Origin of the sequence: Nocardiopsis sp. NPDC006139, from assembly GCF_040614155.1 — a bacterium.
Lineage (GTDB): Bacteria > Actinomycetota > Actinomycetes > Streptosporangiales > Streptosporangiaceae > Nocardiopsis > Nocardiopsis changdeensis.
Window position 1 is genome coordinate 109946 of record NZ_JBEXTT010000011.1, and the last position, 15954, is coordinate 125899.

A 15954-nucleotide genomic window follows, 5' to 3' on the forward strand; every position below is an offset into this window, starting at 1 on the left:
GCGGCCTCGGGCGCCATCGGCAGGTGGCACACAGTATGGGTGCGGAACGGCGGAGAACCGGGCGGCACACGCGGTGGGAGCCGAGACGCCGCGAATCCGCCGCCGGGGCCAGGGCCGTCCCCCGGGCCGCCCGGGGCACGCAAAAGACCCGGGGCCCCTCGTGCGAGGGGCCCCGGGCCGGAGCGCGGAGGATCGGGGATTTGAACCCCGGATGGGCGTAAACCCAAACCGCATTAGCAGTGCGGCGCCATAGACCTGACTAGGCGAATCCTCCTGGCTGCCATAAGGGTACAGACACGGGGGGCCGCTGTGCAAAACGAATCCGTGGAGGGGCGGGGAGTGGTCCGCCTCACCCCCGGGCGGACACGGCGGAGAGGACGGCGCGCGGCCGCTCCGCGGCGTCCGGGCGGCCCTGCGGCAGCAGGTCGCGCAGTGCCCGCTCCGAGGGGCTGCCCGGCGCCGCGCTGTAGGCGATGAGCCGCTGTCCGGGGCTCTTGGGGATCTGGAGGGTCTCGAAGGCCAGCTCCAGGCGGCCCGCCACCGGGTGGTCCATCCGCTTGGTCCCCGACGTGCAGGTCCGCACCGGGTGCCGGGCCCAGCGCTCGGCGAACTCCTCGCTCTGCACGGCGAGCCGGCCGACCAGTTCGGCGAGCCTGCGGTCGTCGGGGTTGCGTCCCGCGGTCAGCCGCAGCGAGGCCACCGCCAGCGTCGCCTCCTCCGGCCAGTGCTCCCCGTAGAGGTCGCGCATGTGCTCCTCCAGGAACAGCATCCGGGTGAGGTTGGGGCGGTGCGCGGGCAGGTCCGGGTCCCCGGGGTCCAGGTGCCCTCCCAGCAGGGCGTGGCCGAGCCCGTTCCAGGCCAGGACGTCGTTGCGGCGGTCCAGGATCAGCGCCGGGACCTGCGCCATCGCGTTGATCAGCTGCCGAGCCGAGTCCCCGGCGTGCTCGGGCCGGGGCTGCGCGGGCCGCCGGGCGGGCGCGGCCAGGTCCATCAGGTGCGAGGTCTCGTCCTCGTCCAGGCGCAGGGCCCGCGCGATCGCGGTCAGGACCTCGCGCGACACCCGGGTGCCGCGCCCCTGCTCCAGCCGCGTGTAGTGGGTGACGCTCACCCCCGCGAGCAGGCACAGCTCCTCCCGCCGCAGGCCGGGCACCCGGCGGCGTTCGCCGTAGGGGGTCAGGCCCACGTCCTCGGGCCGCAGCGCGGCGCGGCGGGTCCGGAGGAAGTCACCGAGTTCGGATGCGCGGGGGGCCATGGTCGTCCTCTCCGACGTTTCTGCGCGGTCGCTCATTCCGAACCCCCCGCCGCCGGGGCTTCTTCCGCCCGCGGCGTCCCCAGGGTGGTCACGTCGTGACCACCCTGGCGGGGACTGCCCACGGCGGTGTCCTGGCTCCGCCGCCGCACGCGGACGAGGGTTGCTGCGAACCCGAGGAGGGATCCCATGTCCGTGAACACCGGCGCGCCCGCGCCAGCGGCCGCACCGGCGCGGCTGACACCGCGCATGACCGTCATCCTGGTACTCCTGCTGTCGGCGCAGTTCATGCTGGCCGTCGACTTCTCCATTCTCAACGTCGCGCTGCCCGTCATCGGCGACGGACTGGGCTTCACGCTCGCGAACCTCCAGTGGATCGCCACCGCGTTCGCGCTGTGCGCGGCGGGCTTCACCCTGCTCTTCGGCCGGATCGCGGACCTGTTCGGGCGTCGGCGCCTCTTCCTGGGCGGCCTCGCCGTCCTGGGCCTGTCCTCCCTGGCCGGCGGGTTCGCCACCACCCCCGAGGTGCTGATCGCCGCCCGCGTCTTCCAGGGCCTGGCCACCGCCGCGGTCACCCCGGCGGGCCTGTCCCTGCTCACCACCTCCTTCCCGGAGGGGCCGCTGCGGGAGCGGGCGCTGGGCCTCAACGGGGCGCTGATGTCGGCGGGGTTCACCACCGGCGCGGTCCTGGGCGGCCTGCTCGCCGACCTGCTGTCGTGGCGGTGGGCGTTCTTCGTCAACGTCCCGGTGGCCCTGGTGGTGCTGGTCGTCGCCCCGATCGTGATCGGGGAGTCCCTGCCGGAGCGGCGGCCCCGGCTCGACGCCCCGGGCGCCGTGCTGGTCACCCTCGGCCTGCTCGCCGTGGTCCACGGCTTCTCGCAGGCCGGCGAGGCGGGCTGGTCCGCGCCGCTCACCTGGGGGTCCCTGGCGGCCGGCGCGGTACTGCTGGCCCTGTTCGCCCTGGTGGAGTCCAAGGCCCGGTCCCCGCTGGTGCCGATCCGCATCCTGCGCCGCCGCACGGTGGCCTGGGGCAACATCGCCGGGTTCATAGCGTTCCTCACCGAGACCTCGCTGGTCTTCCTGCTCACCCTCTACCTGCAGAACGTGCTGGGCTTCAGCCCGCTGGCGGCGGGCCTGTCCTTCGCGGTCCTGGGCGCGGGCACCGTCCTGGGCGGCGTCCTCGCCCCGCGCGTCATCGGCGCGGCCTCCGCCAGGGCCGCACTGCTCACCGGCGGAGCGGTGCAGAGCGCGGCGACCTTCGCCCTGCTGTTCCTGGGGACCGACCAGGGGAGCATGCCCCTGCTCCTGGCCGCGACCTTCGTGGGCGGGGTGGGCAACATGCTGGTCATCGTCGGGTTCATGGTCACCGCCACCTCCGGGCTGCCCGACGGCGAGCAGGGGCTGGCCACCGGGCTGGCCACCATGACCCAGCAGATCGGCATCACCATGGGCACGCCGATCATGAGCGCCGTGGCCGCCTCCGCGATGGTCGGCACCGGCGCCGCCGCGACGCTCGGCGGTCTGACCTGGGCCATCGGGGTGAACGCGGCGCTCGTCCTGGTGGGCGTGCTCGTCAGCGCGCTCTTCCTCGGCGGTGCGGCGCGGGAGCGCGGGTGAGCGTCCCGGGCGTCAGCCGGTGGTGCGTTCGATGATGAGGTCGGCGTCCCTGCGCAGCCGGTGCACGGCACGCGAGAGGGTGCTCTTGACGGTGCCGAGGGTGACGCCCATGCGCTCGGCGATCTGGACCTCGGTGAGGTCCTCGTAGTAGCGGAGGATGACGGTGGTGCGCTGGCGGTCGGGCAGTTTGTCGATGGACCGGCGCACCACGTCGGCGAGGTCGCTGCGCCAGGTGGGGTCGTCCACCCGCTGCTCGGGGATCTCGTCGGTGGGGTACACGTCCAGCCTGCTGCGGCGCCACTCGGAGATCCGGGCGTTGACCATGGCCCGGCGCACGTACCCGTCGCGGGCGCGCGGGTCGCTGATGCGGTCCCAGGACAGGAAGGTCTTGACCAGGGCGGCCTGGAGCAGGTCCTCGGCGTCGTTGTGGCTGCCGGTGATGGAGCGGGCCATGCGCAGCAGGGCGGGGCCGCGTTCGGCCACGTAGCTGCTGAACTCCTCGTACCGGGGGGTCTGCTTGGTGCCTGCCACGTGTCCACCGCCCTTCGCCTCGCTCGGCATCGGCCTGTGGGCACAACTCTCACACAGTGAGCGCAAACTCCCGGGAACCTGGGTGCCACGCGCTGACAAACGGCGCGGCGGGGCCGCCTCCGCGTCCCCGCCGCGCCCGCGCGCCCGCCCCCGGGGCTACAGGCCCAGGGAGGCCAGGGTCCCGCTCAGGGCGAGCTGGTCGGCGGTCGCCGCCACCAGGTGGTCGACGGCGGCGGCGACGGGGGCGAGCTCGGCCGCGGAGGCGGGGGAGGACAGGCCGACCAGGAGCAGCGGGACGGCGACGGCGACGGTGGCGGCACGGAGGCTCGTGTGCATCTTCGGGGCTCTCTCTCGTTCCATGGGTCCGCTGCGGCCCTGCGGCCACAGCCTGCACCCGGAAGATCGCACGCGGTGCCCATACTTGTGGGGCGGTTGACGTGGAGTTCTTCTTTGGTCACACAAGGCGTCCGATTCGTCGCTCTTGGCAATGAACGGGACATGCGGTCGACATGAACCGCCGGGTTCCGGCGTGTGAGCCGTGACTCGGCCCCGTCATCCGGAGAATGGGCACTGTAGGACGAGTCGGGCGACAGGGGGATGCGAACGACATGTCAGTGATGACGGACAAACACCGAGATCGCGCACGGTTCACCGCGGCGCTCCTGGGCCCCGACACCGCTCCCGAGCCCACACCGCTCGGCGGCCGGGTGGCCCGCGGCGTCGTCGTCGACGCCACGTCCTACATGCTCTGCCTGGCCACACCCGCGGGGGAGGAGCGCTTCCTCTACGAACGCGTCACCTCGTTCTGGCGCGGCGGCGAGGTCCGGCCCACCGAACTGCGGCCGGGCGACGACGCCGTCGTCCGCTGCTCGCACGACGGGCGCCTGGTCGCCGAACGCGTCTGGGCGCAGGCGGCCCGCGCCACCGGCGTGATCACCGACCACCACGACGACACCCTGGAGATCGACACCGGGCACGGCCGCCCCCGCCTCACCGTGGTCATCCCCTACCGCGCCTCGGGCCGCATCTCCGTGCGCCACCCGCGCCTGGAACCCGGGTACCTGTTCGACGCCGTGGGCGTCTGGCGCGACGGAGCGGTCTGGGCGGTGCGCCCGGCCACCACCCAGCCGCCCTACCCGCTGGCCGCGACGCCCCGGCGCCCGCCCACCGGCGAGTTCTCCGCCACCCTGAACGGCATCGCCACCTGGTACGACCCCGCCTGGGGGCGCGCTTCGCACCTGGACCCGCGCGCCCACGCCACCGGCCTGGCCTACCCGGCGATCGACCGGGCCGGCCACACCCGGGACTGCGACCGGCGCACCTCCTGCGTGCCCCTGCCGCTGCTGTCCACCGGGGCCGTGGTGGGCCTGCGCAACGACTGCACCCGCGAGGCCGCCGCCCTGCCCGTCATCGACTGCGCCGCCGCCGACAGCTGGGTGTGCGACCTGTGCCCCACCTGCGGCGGCCAGGGGGCCGGACGCCTGGCCTCCCTCACCATGACCTCCTTCGTCGCCCTGGGCGGGCGGCTGGAGGACGGCTGCTTCAACGCGACCGTCACGGTCCACGACGGAGAGGTGTGACATGTCGGCGGAGATCCTCCAGGCGCTGAGAGAGGTCCAGCTGCCGCTCCTGGCGGTACTGCTGCTGTTCGGCGCGCTCACCAAGCTCGGCTCCCGGGACGCGTCCTCGGGGCTTTCGGTCCTGCTGCCCGCGCGCCTGCGCCGCCCCGCGGTGCTCGGCACCGGGCTGCTGGAGGCCGCACTGGCCGCGGGGCTGGTCCTGCTCTCCGGGGTGCCCGGAGAGGCGGTCCGGCTGCTCACCGCCCTGGTGTTCGCCGCGTCCGTCGCGGTGCTGCTGCTGGTCCGCCGCCGCGACCCGGAGGCGGGCTGCGGGTGCTTCGGCGGGCTCAGCCGGGCGCCCATCGGGTGGCGCACCCTGACCCGGGCCGGGCTGCTGTCGTTCGCGGCCCTGCTCACCCTGGGCCTGGAACCCACCGCCTGGCAGGCGGTCCTGGGCGCGGGCCCGGCGCACGCCGCCGTGCTGGGCGCCGAGCTGCTCCTGCTGGCCGCGCTCAGCCCCGAACTCCGCGGGACCGCCGCCCGGCTGCGGCACCGCGAGCCCTGCGAGCTGCGGGAGGTCTCCGAGCGCGCGGTCTGGCGCAGGCTCCGCCGCAGCGACGTGTGGCGCACCAACAGGCCGCTGCTGCTCGACACCGAGCCGCTCGACACCTGGCGCCACGGCTGCCACCGCTTCCTGCGCTACGACGGGCTGCGGCACGGCACCCGCGTGGACGTGGTCTTCGCGGTGCGCATCGGCGGGCGGCGGCGCACCGCCGTGCGCGCGGCCGTGGTGGACCGGGGGAGCGGTACGTCCGTGGCGTCCTTCGGCGCGGTGTCCGACCGCGAGCTCCAGGGGCCGCCGCGCAGGCTGCCCGGCCCGCGCCGGGCGGCGCGGCTGGACGCCCGGCGCCGGGACGAGGCCAGGGAGGCCGCGAGCCTGGGCAAGGCGCTGGAGAACCCCTCGGGGCGCTCCGACGCCTGGCCGAGCGAGGACCTGGAGGCGGAGGTGGCCGGCGGCCGCGGCGGGGCGTGACCCGCTAACCGAGCTTCTCCTGCTGGCGGTCCACGGAGGCGCGGGTGAACTCCACCAGCATCTCCTCGTAGTCCTCCAGGGCCCCCGGGCCCATGATCGAGGTGGTGCCGACCAGGTCGCCGTTGCGGTACATGACGCTGTACATGTGGTTGCGCTCGCCGTCGGTGTCCACGTCCACGGCGAAGCCGCGCGACTCGTCGCCCAGCGTCGGCAGTTCCGCGAGGTCGCGCACCTCGTAGCCGGAGGAGGTGCCGTCCTCGTAGGTGGCGGTGTAGGTGTCGCAGTCGGCGGGCGGCCGCGAGGCGATCGCCGCGGCCGCCCCCTCCTCGTCCAGCCGGACCAGGAGGTGGGTGAGCGAGCCCCGGTCCCACTCGTAGGAGGTCAGGGAGGCCGGTGCGGCCTGCACCGCCTCGGCGTCGGCCCACCGGTTGGCTGCGTCCAGGCAGTCGGGCTTGTCGAGCTCGGTGGAGGCCCGCACCTGCTCGCTGTACTGCACGGTGACCAGCTCGGAGTAGACGCCGGCCTCGCTGCCCTCGGGCATGATCTCGGCACCCTCGAACGAGACGAGCTGGGCGTCGTGCAGCAGCGCGGCGGCCTCGGCCTGGTCACCGGTGCCCTCCTCGGTGGGGCCGCCGCAGGCGCCCAGAGCGAGGACCAGGGGCAGGCACGCGAAGACGCCCCATGATCGGACGGCCTGTCGGCCGCTGTCACGTGAGCGGCTCTGACCAGCGGCGATCTGAACCGTCGTGGCGGGTTCCGGACGCGAGCGCATGGTGTTGTCTCCTCAATTGTGCGATATTTCCGCTGGGAGCGGTGACCGACCCGCACGCGGGATCGCTGAGCGTGGCGCGGGGTTAGCACAAAGTATTGAGGAAGGACAATGGTGTCGGAGTCGAAATCGCCATATCTGCGGTCGGTGCTGGGGAGCATCCCCGCCTACAAGCCGGGCAGGAAGGTCATCGGGCCCGACGGGCGATCCATCAAGCTGTCCTCCAACGAGAGCCCGTACGGACCGCTCCCGTCGGTGCGCGAGGCGATCGCCCGCGCCGCCGGGGACCTCAACCGCTACCCCGACCCGGGCGCGGCCGAGCTGACCGCGGCGCTGGCCCGCCGCCTGGACGTCCCCGAGGACCACATCGGACTGGGCGCGGGCTCGGTCGGCCTGCTCCAGCAGCTGCTGGAGGCCGTCGGCGAGCCGGGCGCCGAGGTCGTCTACGCCTGGCGCTCCTTCGAGGCCTACCCGCTGCTCGCCGAGCTGGCGGGGGTGACATCGGTGCGCGTGCCTCTGCGCGAGGAGACCCACGACCTCGACGCGATCCTCGACGCCGTCACCGAGAACACCCGCATGGTGCTGGTCTGCAACCCCAACAACCCCACCGGCACCACCGTGCGCGAGGCGGAGCTGACCGCCTTCCTGGACCGGGTCCCCGAGCACGTGCTGGTGATTCTCGACGAGGCCTACCGCGAGTACGTGCGCGACCCGCAGGTGCCCGACGGCGTCTCCCTGTACCGCGACCGGCCCAACGTGGCCGTCCTGCGCACCTTCTCCAAGGCCTACGGCCTGGCCGCGGTGCGCCTGGGCTTCCTGGTCGGCCACCCGCCGGTGGTCGCCGCCGTCCGCAAGACCCTGGTGCCGTTCGCGGTCAACCACCTGGCACAGGCCGCGGGCATCGCCTCCCTGGAGGCCGAGGGCGAGCTGCTGGAGCGGGTGGACGCCACCGTCGCCGAGCGCGAGCGCGTGCGCGGGGCCCTGCTGGACGCCGGGTGGACCGTGCCGCCCACCGAGGCCAACTTCGTGTGGCTGCGCCTGGACGGGGACACCCTGGACTTCGCCGCCGAGTGCGCGAAGGCCGGTGTCTCCGTGCGCCCCTTCGAGGGCGAGGGCGCCCGCGTCAGCCTGGGCACCCCGGAGGAGAACGACGTCTTCCTCGGCGTCGCCCGCGAGTACCCGAAGCGCCGCTGAGGCGTGCGAACCTCGGGGCGTCGTCCGCTGCGGGCGGCGCCCCGGCCGTTCCCGAAGGGCGTCCCCGGCGGGGCGCGGGAGAACGGGAGGGGCGCCTCCCAGGGGGGAAGGCGCCCCGATACGGGGGTGCGGGCCGCGGTGCGGCTACTTGCCGGCCGCGTCCTTGTCGAGCTTCTCCACGATGAGCCGGTACAGCTGGCGGGGGCGCCCCGGCTGGAGTGTGCGGTTGGGGGGCAGGGGCCAGGCGAGCCCCTCCTCCACGAGGGTGCGCAGGAGCCGGCGCGCGGTCCGGGAGGTGACGCCGAGCATCCGGCCGGCGTTCTCCGCGTCGACGACGAGGGGGCCGTCCTCTTCCGCGATCTTCTCCGAAAGCCGAATCAGAGTCTCACGGCCCTTGGTGCGCAGCGGTTCGGAGGACTGCCGTGAGGGCGCGCGCTGGGCCGGGACCAGGGAACGACCCTCCCGGTCCACCGCGAAGCTCTGACGGGACGCCTGAGCGCGGTTCAGGGCCGCACGGGCGTGCGCCTCGGCGTCCTGGGTGGTGCGTCCCATGCCGATGCCCACCTCGATGGCGATCCCGAGCTCCGCCTTGATGCGTTCCACGAACGGCGGCTGCCGGAACCCCTCGGTCGCCGTGACGAGCGACCCCCGGGTCGCGGTGATCATGAACGAATGATCGTCCAGACGGTGCGCCGTGGCGTTGATCCGGTGGGCCTCCTGGAGCAGCAGCCGGTGCAGCGACAGCCGTAGCTCCTCCCGCCAGTAGCGGGGCGTGGACCGCCGCGAGGAGTCCCGCAGCGTCGGCACGTCGACCACGACCACGCCCAGCTGCGCCTCCTCCAGCCGGTGGTGGGCGCCCAGCAGGCCGGCCGTCTGCAGCGCGCTGCGCACCCCGGCGTTGGTCGGCCGCAGCCGGATCACCGGGACGCCGATCGCCTCCAGCCGCTCGGCGACCCCGCGCACGCAGGTGATCGCCATCTTGGTGGCCTTGCGCCGCCACAGGCCCTCGTGGAACGAGGTGAGCTGGGCGGTGTTGGTCAGTTCCTCGTGGACGTGGATGCCGTCCACGGGGAGGTCGACCTCGGAGTAGGCCTCGACGACGTCGGCGCGGCTGAGCACGTCCAGACTGGCTCTGGTCGGGTCGTAGCGCTCGTCCAGGGTGGCACGGAGCAGGGCCTCGTGCAGGCTGGCGCCCCCGAGCGGCACGTAGGTGGCGGGCATCGTCAGCACGCCGGCCTTTCGCGCGAACTCGTAGGGAACCGGGCTGGCGAACAGGTACGCGTCGATCGCCGAACCCAGCCTGACGACCTTGTCCGTCGCCTCTTGCTCATCTCGGTATGCGGCGGCGATGAGTCTGGCGTTGAGGGGTCCCGTGGACCCAGGACCCATGAGCATGACCCGTTCGACCACCTCATGGGGCCCTATGACGCCGATCGTCAAATCGCCAGTACGCTGGGCACTCACCTCGGGTTGCTCCCCGCTACCATTCCACGCTCTTCACTATGTGCGCCCACTGGTTTCCCGACCCGATCTCTGTCACGGCATGATTGCCGAGATCGTACCCATTGTGCGGGGCCAAAGAAGATCGTTTTCCATATCAACGCCGAAAGCCCGGGTGGGAGACGGGCTCCCACCCCGGCTTGAACTGCGCTTTCGACCCGCTACGAGACGACGACGCGCTCCACGTCGGCACCTAGCGCGGCGAGTCGCGTCGCGAACTGAGCGTGACCGCGGTCCACCAGATAACCAGGCGCAACGATTGTCTCACCTTCGGCGACCAGTCCGGCGAGAACCAGGGCCGCGCCGGTGCGCAGGTCGTGGGCGATCACCTCGGTGCCGCGCAGGTGGGTCGGTCCGTGCACGATGGCGCGGGTGCCCTCGACCTCGATCTTGGCGCCCATCTTGTTGAGCTCGTCGGCCAGCGCGAAACGGCCGTCGTAGATCGCCTCGTGGATGTAGCTCTCACCCTCGGCCAGGGTGGCCAGGGCCATGAGCGGCGACTGCAGGTCGGTGGCGAAGCCCGGGAACGGCGAGGTGACCGCGTTGATCGGGCGCAGCGGCACGGACGGGTCGCGGGTCACGTGCAGGACCGCGCCCTCCTGGGAGAACTCGACGCCCATCTGCTCGAGCTTCCAGCGGGCCACGCCCAGGTGGTCCAGGTTGGCCCCGACCAGGCTGACCTCGCCGCCGGTGGCCGCGACGGTCATCGCGAACACGCCCGCGTCGATGCGGTCCGACATGATCGTGTGCTCGACCGCGGTGAGCTCCTCGACGCCCTCGACCGTGATGAGGCCGGTGCCGCCGCCGGTGATCTTGGCGCCCATGGCGGTGAGGAACGCGATGACGTCCAGGACCTCGGGCTCCAGCGCGGCGTGCTCGATCACCGTGGTGCCGGGGGCCAGGACCGCGGCCATGATGAGGTTCTCGGTGCCGGTGTGGGACGGGGTGTCCAGGTACAGGCGACCGCCGCGGAGGTTGGAGGCCTCGACGTTGATGTGGTTGCGCTCGGGGTCCTCGGTGACCTCGGCGCCCAGGCGCGCGAAGCCCCGGTAGTGGAAGTCCAGGTTGCGGCTGCCCAGGTTGCACCCGCCGACGCCCTCGATGCGGGCGCGGCCGGTGCGGTGCATCAGCGCCGGGACGAAGAGCACCGAGCCGCGGAAGCGCGAGGCGATCTCGGCCGGGAGAACGGCCCGCTCGGGGTCGTTGAGCCCGGAGGCGTCGATGACCACGGTTCGCTCCGCCTCGTGGAACTCGACCTTGGCGCCGATGTGCTCGGCGAGTTCGAGGGAGCGGTAGACATCCTCGATGACGGGGACGTTGCGCAGCACCGTACGACCCTTGGCCGCAAGGAGAGCGGCTCCGATCATCGGCAGGACGGCGTTCTTCGCGCCCTGGATGAACGCCGTACCACTGAGGGGGCGTCCGCCGCGGACGCGGTAACGAACCTCCTGGCCCATGCTCATGTGCTCCTTTGTGAGGCAGATGTGAAAAAAGGTCACCCTCGTCGGGTTTCGCCTATGTGCGTTTTAGACGCGGGTTTCCCCTGGAACGTTCGACGAACTCGTGTGTGACCTGCACGGCCAGCGAACCGGTGTGTTCGCGATGACTCTATAGCACCCTCCGGCCCGGACCGGTCCAGAACGTGGTATACCCGCAGATCGGGCAGAGAGTCCCGTGAAACGGCCAAAGAGGTACTCGTCCAACGGAAAAGACCAGGGTAGGTGTGGGGAGGCCGTATGCATGGCCGGACACCGGACAGGTGCCGCATACGACCCCACCACCATACGCGCTTCAGGCGACCATTCCGAGACCAGCGTGCCCGGAATCACTCGCCCGCGCCGTATCAAAGCTTCGGTTCGGATCCGGTGAGCCGACGGAAGATCTCCGTGTAGCGGCCGAGCGTGTGCTCCACCACCGACTCGGGGAGCTCCGGCGGCGGGGCGTCCGCGGCGCGGTCCCAGCCCGACTCCGCAGAGGTCAGCCAGTCGCGGACCACCTGCTTGTCGAAGGACGGCTGCGGACCGCCCGGCGCCCACTCGTCCGCGGGCCAGTACCGGGACGAGTCCGGGGTGAACACCTCGTCGGCCAGCACCAGCGCGCCGTCGGCGTCCCGGCCGAACTCGAACTTGGTGTCGGCCAGCAGCACGCCGCGCTCGCGCGCCACCTCGCGGCCGCGCGTGTACACGCGCAGGGTGAGGTCGCGCAGCGCGCCGGCCAGCTCGGCGCCGTGCCGGGCCGCGACCGTCTCGAACGACACGTTCTCGTCGTGGTCGCCCACCTCGGCCTTGGTGGCCGGGGTGAAGACCGGCTCGGCCAGCTCCGAGCCGTCGACCAGGCCCTCCGGCAGCGGCACCCCGCACACGGTGCCGTCCACCCGGTACTCGGCGAGGCCGGAACCGGTCAGGTAGCCGCGGGCCACGCACTCCACCGGCACCATGTCCAACCTGCGGCACACCAGGGTCCGCCCGGCCCAGTCGGCGGGCGCGCCCTGCGGCGGCACGTCCGACACCACGTGGTTGGGGACCAGGTCGGCGACCCGGTCGAACCACCACAGGGACAGCTGCGTCAGCAGCCGGCCCTTGCCCGGGATCTCGGTGGGCAGCACCCAGTCGAACGCGGAGAGCCGGTCGCTGGCCACCATCACCAGCTCGCCGGACCCGGTGGTGTACAGGTCGCGGACCTTGCCGGTGTGCAGATGGGTCAGGCCCTCGACCCGGGCCGGCTCGGGCCGGACGACGAAACCGCTCATGGGAGTCCTTCGTTTCTACGGTGCGGGTCCGCCGCTACAGCTCGGCGGCGGCCCGCTCGGCGATGTCGGTCCGGTGGAACGAACCGCGCAGCTCGATCCGGGACACCGCGGCGTAGGCGCTCTCGCGCGCCCGCGCCAGGTCGGCGCCGGTGCCCACCACGCTGAGCACCCGGCCGCCCGAGGAGACCACGTCGCGGGCCCCGCTCCAGGAGGTCCCGGCGTGCAGCACGTAGGCGCCCTCGACGGCGTTCGCCGCGTCCAGGCCGCCGATGGCGTCGCCCTTGACCGGGTCGCCCGGGTAGTTCTCGGCGGACACCACGACGGTGACCGCGGCGCCCGGCTTCCACTGGAGGGAGCCGATGCCCTTCAGCCCGGAGGTGTCGGTGGCCTGGAGGACGGCGCCGATCGGGGTGGCCAGCCGGTCCAGCACCACCTGGGTCTCCGGGTCGCCGAAGCGCGCGTTGAACTCGACCACGCGCGGGCCCTTGGAGGTGAGCGCCAGGCCCACGTACAGCAGGCCCTGGTAGCGGGTGCCGCGCCGGTTCATCTCCTGGAGGGTCGGCCGCACGACCGACTCCATGACCTGGTCCACCAGGCCGGCGGGGGCCCACGGCAGCGGGGCGTAGGCGCCCATGCCGCCGGTGTTGGGGCCCTGGTCGCCGTCGTAGGCCCGCTTGAAGTCCTGGGCCGGCAGCAGCGGCAGCGCGTGGACGCCGTCGCTCAGCACGAACAGAGACACCTCCGGGCCGTCGAGGTACTCCTCGATGACGACCCGGCCGCACTCGCGCGCGTGCCGCTCGGCCAGCGCCCGGTCGTCGGTGACGACGACGCCCTTGCCCGCCGCCAGGCCGTCGTTCTTGACGACGTAGGGGGCGCCGAACTCGTCGAGCGCCTCGGACACCTGGCCCGCCGAGCGGCACACCCTGGCCTTGGCGGTGGGCACGCCCGCCGCCTCCATGACCTCCTTGGCGAACGCCTTGGAGCCCTCCAGCCGGGCGGCCTCCCGGTCCGGGCCGAACACCGGGATGCCGCGCTCGCGCAGAGCGTCGGCCACCCCGGCCACCAGCGGCGCCTCCGGGCCGATGACGACCAGCTCCGCCCGGATGCGCGCGGCCAGCTCGGTCACCGCCAGCCCGTCGGTCACGTTGATCACGTGGTTCTCGGCCAGCTCCGAGATCCCCGGGTTGCCCGGGGCGCAGTGGATGTCGGTGACACCCGGGTCGAGGGACAGCGCGCGGACGAGGGCGTGCTCGCGGCCTCCGCCGCCGAGGACGAGGGCTTTCACTACTGGGGGCCTCTTCGTGTGGGAGGACGGACAGCGGACAGGCGGGCGCCGGTCAGACCAGGGACCGCAGCTCGAGGGTCTGGTCGCGGCCGGGGCCCACCCCGATGGCGGAGACCGGCGCTCCGGCCATCTCCTCCAGGGTACGCACGTACGCCTGGGCGTTCTTGGGAAGTTCGTCGAATTCCCGGGCTCCGGTGATGTCCTCCGACCAGCCGTCGAGGTACTCGTAGACCGGCGTCGCGTGGTGGAAGTCGGTCTGGGTCATCGGGATCTCGTCGTGCCGGACCCCGTCGACGTCGTAGGCGACGCAGACCGGGATGCGCTCCAGGCCGGTGAGCACGTCGAGCTTGGTCAGGAAGAAGTCGGTGATGCCGTTGACGCGGGTCGCGTACCGGGCGATGGGCGCGTCGAACCAGCCGCAGCGGCGGTCGCGGCCGGTGGTGACCCCGTACTCGTGGCCCTGGGTGCGCAGCCAGTCGCCCTGCTCGTCGAGCAGTTCGGTCGGGAAGGGGCCCGAGCCGACGCGGGTGGTGTAGGCCTTGAGGATGCCGACGACCTTGGTGATGCGGGTGGGGCCGATGCCCGACCCGGCGGCCGCGCCGCCCGCGGTGGGCGAGGAGGACGTGACGAACGGGTAGGTGCCGTGGTCGATGTCCAGCAGGGTGCCCTGCGAGCCCTCCAGGTAGACGGTCTTGCCGTCGTCCAGCGCCCGGTTGAGGATCAGCGAGGTGTCCGCCACGAAGGGGCGGATCTTCTCGGCGTAGCCGAGGTACTCCTCGATGATCGGCTCGGCCTCCAGGGCGCGCCGGTTGTAGACCTTGGTGAGGAGCTGGTTCTTGTCGTTGAGGGCCAGCTCGATCTTCTTGCGCAGGATCTTGGGGTCGAACATGTCCTGCACGCGCACGCCCTGGCGGGACACCTTGTCGGCGTAGGTCGGGCCGATGCCGCGCCCGGTGGTGCCGATCCGGCCCTTGCCCAGGAAGCGCTCGCTGACCCGGTCCAGGGCCCGGTGGTAGGGCATGATCAGGTGCGCGTTGGCGGAGATGAGCAGGCGCGAGGTGTCGACGCCGCGGGCGTCGAGCCCGTCCAGCTCCTCGAAGAGGACGCCCGGGTCGATCACGACGCCGTTGGCGATGACCGGGACCACGTTCGGCGAGAGGATGCCCGACGGCAGCAGGTGCAGGGCGTATTTCTGGTCGCCGATGACCACCGTGTGCCCGGCGTTGTTGCCGCCCTGGTAGCGGACCACGTAGTCCACGCGGTCGCCCACAAGGTCGGTCGCCTTGCCCTTGCCCTCGTCGCCCCACTGGGCACCCACGAGCGTGATCGCCGGCATTGGTCACTACCTTTTCGCTCGACACCTGACCGGGGTGTTCCCGACCCCGAACATGGATGAACCCCTGGCGCAAGGCAGCGACAGGGGCCGTTGCGTATTGAGGGTACACGACCCGTCCGTCCCGGTTAAGTGGCGCCCACGAGGGGGTTTCCTCACGTCGAACCGGGTGGGGCGGCCGGTGGCTCCGGTTTCACGGGCGGGTCCTCCCCCACGTGCGGTGCGGCAGGTGCAGGAGAGAGGTGAGGCTCTCATCGGCGTGGCCGCGGTCGGCCCCGGCCCGGGCCGGCGCCAGGACCGCCGCCGACAGCGCCGGGTCCACCCCGGCCCGGTTGGCCGTGTCCACGACGTGCTCGATGCTCGCCGCCGCCATGGAGAGGCGTTCGGCGTCGCCGCCGTGCTCACCGGCGTCGATGCGAGGGTCGTAGAAGCGGAACATCCGCTCCAGAGAGGCGCCGGGGCCTCGCGCCGGCAGCGCCGGGTCCACCCCGGCACGGTCGGTCCGCCTCCATCCGCCCGCCGCCCCTTCCCGAGCGCGGTCTCGGGGGCAGCGCGGGGTGTCTCCGTCCCCTGGGGCGGGAACGCCGGCCGCGCGGGCGCCCCGGGAGGGGCGCCCGGCGGGTCAGGCGTTGAGGGCCTTGTCGGCCTCGGCGCTGGAGTCGCGCAGGAAGGTGGCGCAGCGCTCGGCCTCCTGGGCCTCGCCGATCTGCTCGGCGGCCTTGCCCAGGGCGTGCAGCGCGCGCAGGAAGCCCTGGTTGGGCTCGTGCTCCCACGGGATGGGGCCGTGGCCCTTCCAGCCGGAGCGGCGCAGCTGGTCGAGCCCGCGGTGGTAGCCGGTGCGCGCGTAGGCGTAGGCGGCGACCGGCTCGCCCGCGGCCAGGGCGTTCTCGGCCAGGCGGGCCCAGGCGGCCGAGTACTCCGGGAACCGTCCGGCGACCGGGGCGGGGTCGGTGGCCGCGGCCAGCGCCTCTCGGGCCTCGGCGTTGTCGGGCAGACGGGTCTCGGGCGGCTCGTTGAGCAGGTTCTGGTGCAGGTTCATGGATCCCATCCTGCCACCGCCGCCGGGCCCGGCACCGGTCGTCCACAGGCCGGATCCGGGCGCCGTCCCGCGGCGCCCGCCGCCCGGGCCCGGAAC

Annotated in this window: 15 protein-coding genes and 1 tRNA gene; 4 read left to right on the forward strand and 12 right to left on the reverse strand. The window is 72.9% G+C overall.

All coding sequences use genetic code 11. The annotated features are described in order from the left end of the window. Positions 1 to 185 precede the first annotated feature (185 nt). A tRNA-Ser gene (locus ABZ249_RS16700) sits at positions 186 to 274 on the reverse strand. Positions 275 to 349: 75 nt separating this feature from the next. Beyond that, positions 350 to 1252: a helix-turn-helix transcriptional regulator gene (locus tag ABZ249_RS16705; RefSeq protein WP_355263238.1), complete on the reverse strand. Its 903-nt coding sequence runs from the start codon at positions 1250 to 1252 to the stop codon at positions 350 to 352. A gap of 186 nt (positions 1253 to 1438) precedes the next feature. Here ABZ249_RS16705 and ABZ249_RS16710 point away from each other — a divergent pair, with 186 nt between their 5' ends. Continuing rightward, a complete protein-coding gene (locus ABZ249_RS16710) occupies positions 1439 to 2866 on the forward strand; it encodes an MFS transporter (RefSeq protein WP_355263241.1) in 1428 nt (475 codons plus the stop codon). A 12-nt stretch (positions 2867 to 2878) separates the two neighbouring features. Here the strand turns inward: ABZ249_RS16710 and ABZ249_RS16715 are convergent, their stop codons facing one another. Further along, positions 2879 to 3397 carry a SigE family RNA polymerase sigma factor gene (locus ABZ249_RS16715; RefSeq protein ID WP_355263244.1) on the reverse strand — a complete coding sequence of 173 codons (519 nt, stop codon included), beginning with the start codon at positions 3395 to 3397 and terminating at the stop codon, positions 2879 to 2881. A gap of 156 nt (positions 3398 to 3553) precedes the next feature. Further along, positions 3554 to 3733, reverse strand: a complete 180-nt coding sequence (locus ABZ249_RS16720) for a hypothetical protein (protein ID WP_220563861.1) — start codon at positions 3731 to 3733, stop codon at positions 3554 to 3556. A 272-nt stretch (positions 3734 to 4005) separates the two neighbouring features. On the opposite strand from ABZ249_RS16720, the gene ABZ249_RS16725 reads away from it, so the two are divergent. Together ABZ249_RS16725 and ABZ249_RS16730 are read left to right on the forward strand one after the other, a co-directional pair. Beyond that, on the forward strand, positions 4006 to 4977 hold the full coding sequence (locus tag ABZ249_RS16725; RefSeq protein WP_355263247.1) for a hypothetical protein: 972 nt from the start codon (positions 4006 to 4008) through the stop codon (positions 4975 to 4977). A gap of 1 nt (position 4978) precedes the next feature. After that, positions 4979 to 5989: a MauE/DoxX family redox-associated membrane protein gene (locus ABZ249_RS16730; RefSeq protein WP_355263250.1), complete on the forward strand. Its 1011-nt coding sequence runs from the start codon at positions 4979 to 4981 to the stop codon at positions 5987 to 5989. 4 nt (positions 5990 to 5993) lie between these two features. Here ABZ249_RS16730 and ABZ249_RS16735 read toward each other — a convergent pair whose 3' ends face one another. After that, entirely contained in the window at positions 5994 to 6761 is a 768-nt protein-coding gene (locus tag ABZ249_RS16735; RefSeq protein WP_355263253.1) for a hypothetical protein, read from the reverse strand. A 108-nt stretch (positions 6762 to 6869) separates the two neighbouring features. On the opposite strand from ABZ249_RS16735, the gene hisC reads away from it, so the two are divergent. Beyond that, entirely contained in the window at positions 6870 to 7952 is a 1083-nt protein-coding gene (gene hisC, locus ABZ249_RS16740; RefSeq protein ID WP_220563859.1) for a histidinol-phosphate transaminase, read from the forward strand. 144 nt (positions 7953 to 8096) lie between these two features. Here hisC and ABZ249_RS16745 read toward each other — a convergent pair whose 3' ends face one another. The 7 genes from ABZ249_RS16745 to ABZ249_RS16775 form a co-directional block, all read right to left on the reverse strand. After that, positions 8097 to 9347 carry a transcriptional regulator gene (locus ABZ249_RS16745; RefSeq protein ID WP_245833275.1) on the reverse strand — a complete coding sequence of 417 codons (1251 nt, stop codon included), beginning with the start codon at positions 9345 to 9347 and terminating at the stop codon, positions 8097 to 8099. Between the two features lie 266 nt (positions 9348 to 9613). Further along, positions 9614 to 10909, reverse strand: a complete 1296-nt coding sequence (gene murA / locus ABZ249_RS16750; protein WP_355263511.1) for a UDP-N-acetylglucosamine 1-carboxyvinyltransferase — start codon at positions 10907 to 10909, stop codon at positions 9614 to 9616. 386 nt (positions 10910 to 11295) lie between these two features. Then, positions 11296 to 12201: a phosphoribosylaminoimidazolesuccinocarboxamide synthase gene (locus ABZ249_RS16755; protein WP_355263257.1), complete on the reverse strand. Its 906-nt coding sequence runs from the start codon at positions 12199 to 12201 to the stop codon at positions 11296 to 11298. Positions 12202 to 12235: 34 nt separating this feature from the next. Further along, a complete protein-coding gene (gene purD / locus ABZ249_RS16760) occupies positions 12236 to 13486 on the reverse strand; it encodes a phosphoribosylamine--glycine ligase (RefSeq protein ID WP_355263260.1) in 1251 nt (416 codons plus the stop codon). Positions 13487 to 13538: 52 nt separating this feature from the next. Further along, a complete protein-coding gene (locus ABZ249_RS16765; RefSeq protein ID WP_355263263.1) occupies positions 13539 to 14822 on the reverse strand; it encodes an adenylosuccinate synthase in 1284 nt (427 codons plus the stop codon). 190 nt (positions 14823 to 15012) lie between these two features. Next, on the reverse strand, positions 15013 to 15306 hold the full coding sequence (locus tag ABZ249_RS16770) for a hypothetical protein (protein WP_355263266.1): 294 nt from the start codon (positions 15304 to 15306) through the stop codon (positions 15013 to 15015). 135 nt (positions 15307 to 15441) lie between these two features. Beyond that, on the reverse strand, positions 15442 to 15858 hold the full coding sequence (locus ABZ249_RS16775; RefSeq protein ID WP_220563853.1) for a DUF3151 domain-containing protein: 417 nt from the start codon (positions 15856 to 15858) through the stop codon (positions 15442 to 15444). Positions 15859 to 15954 lie beyond the last annotated feature (96 nt).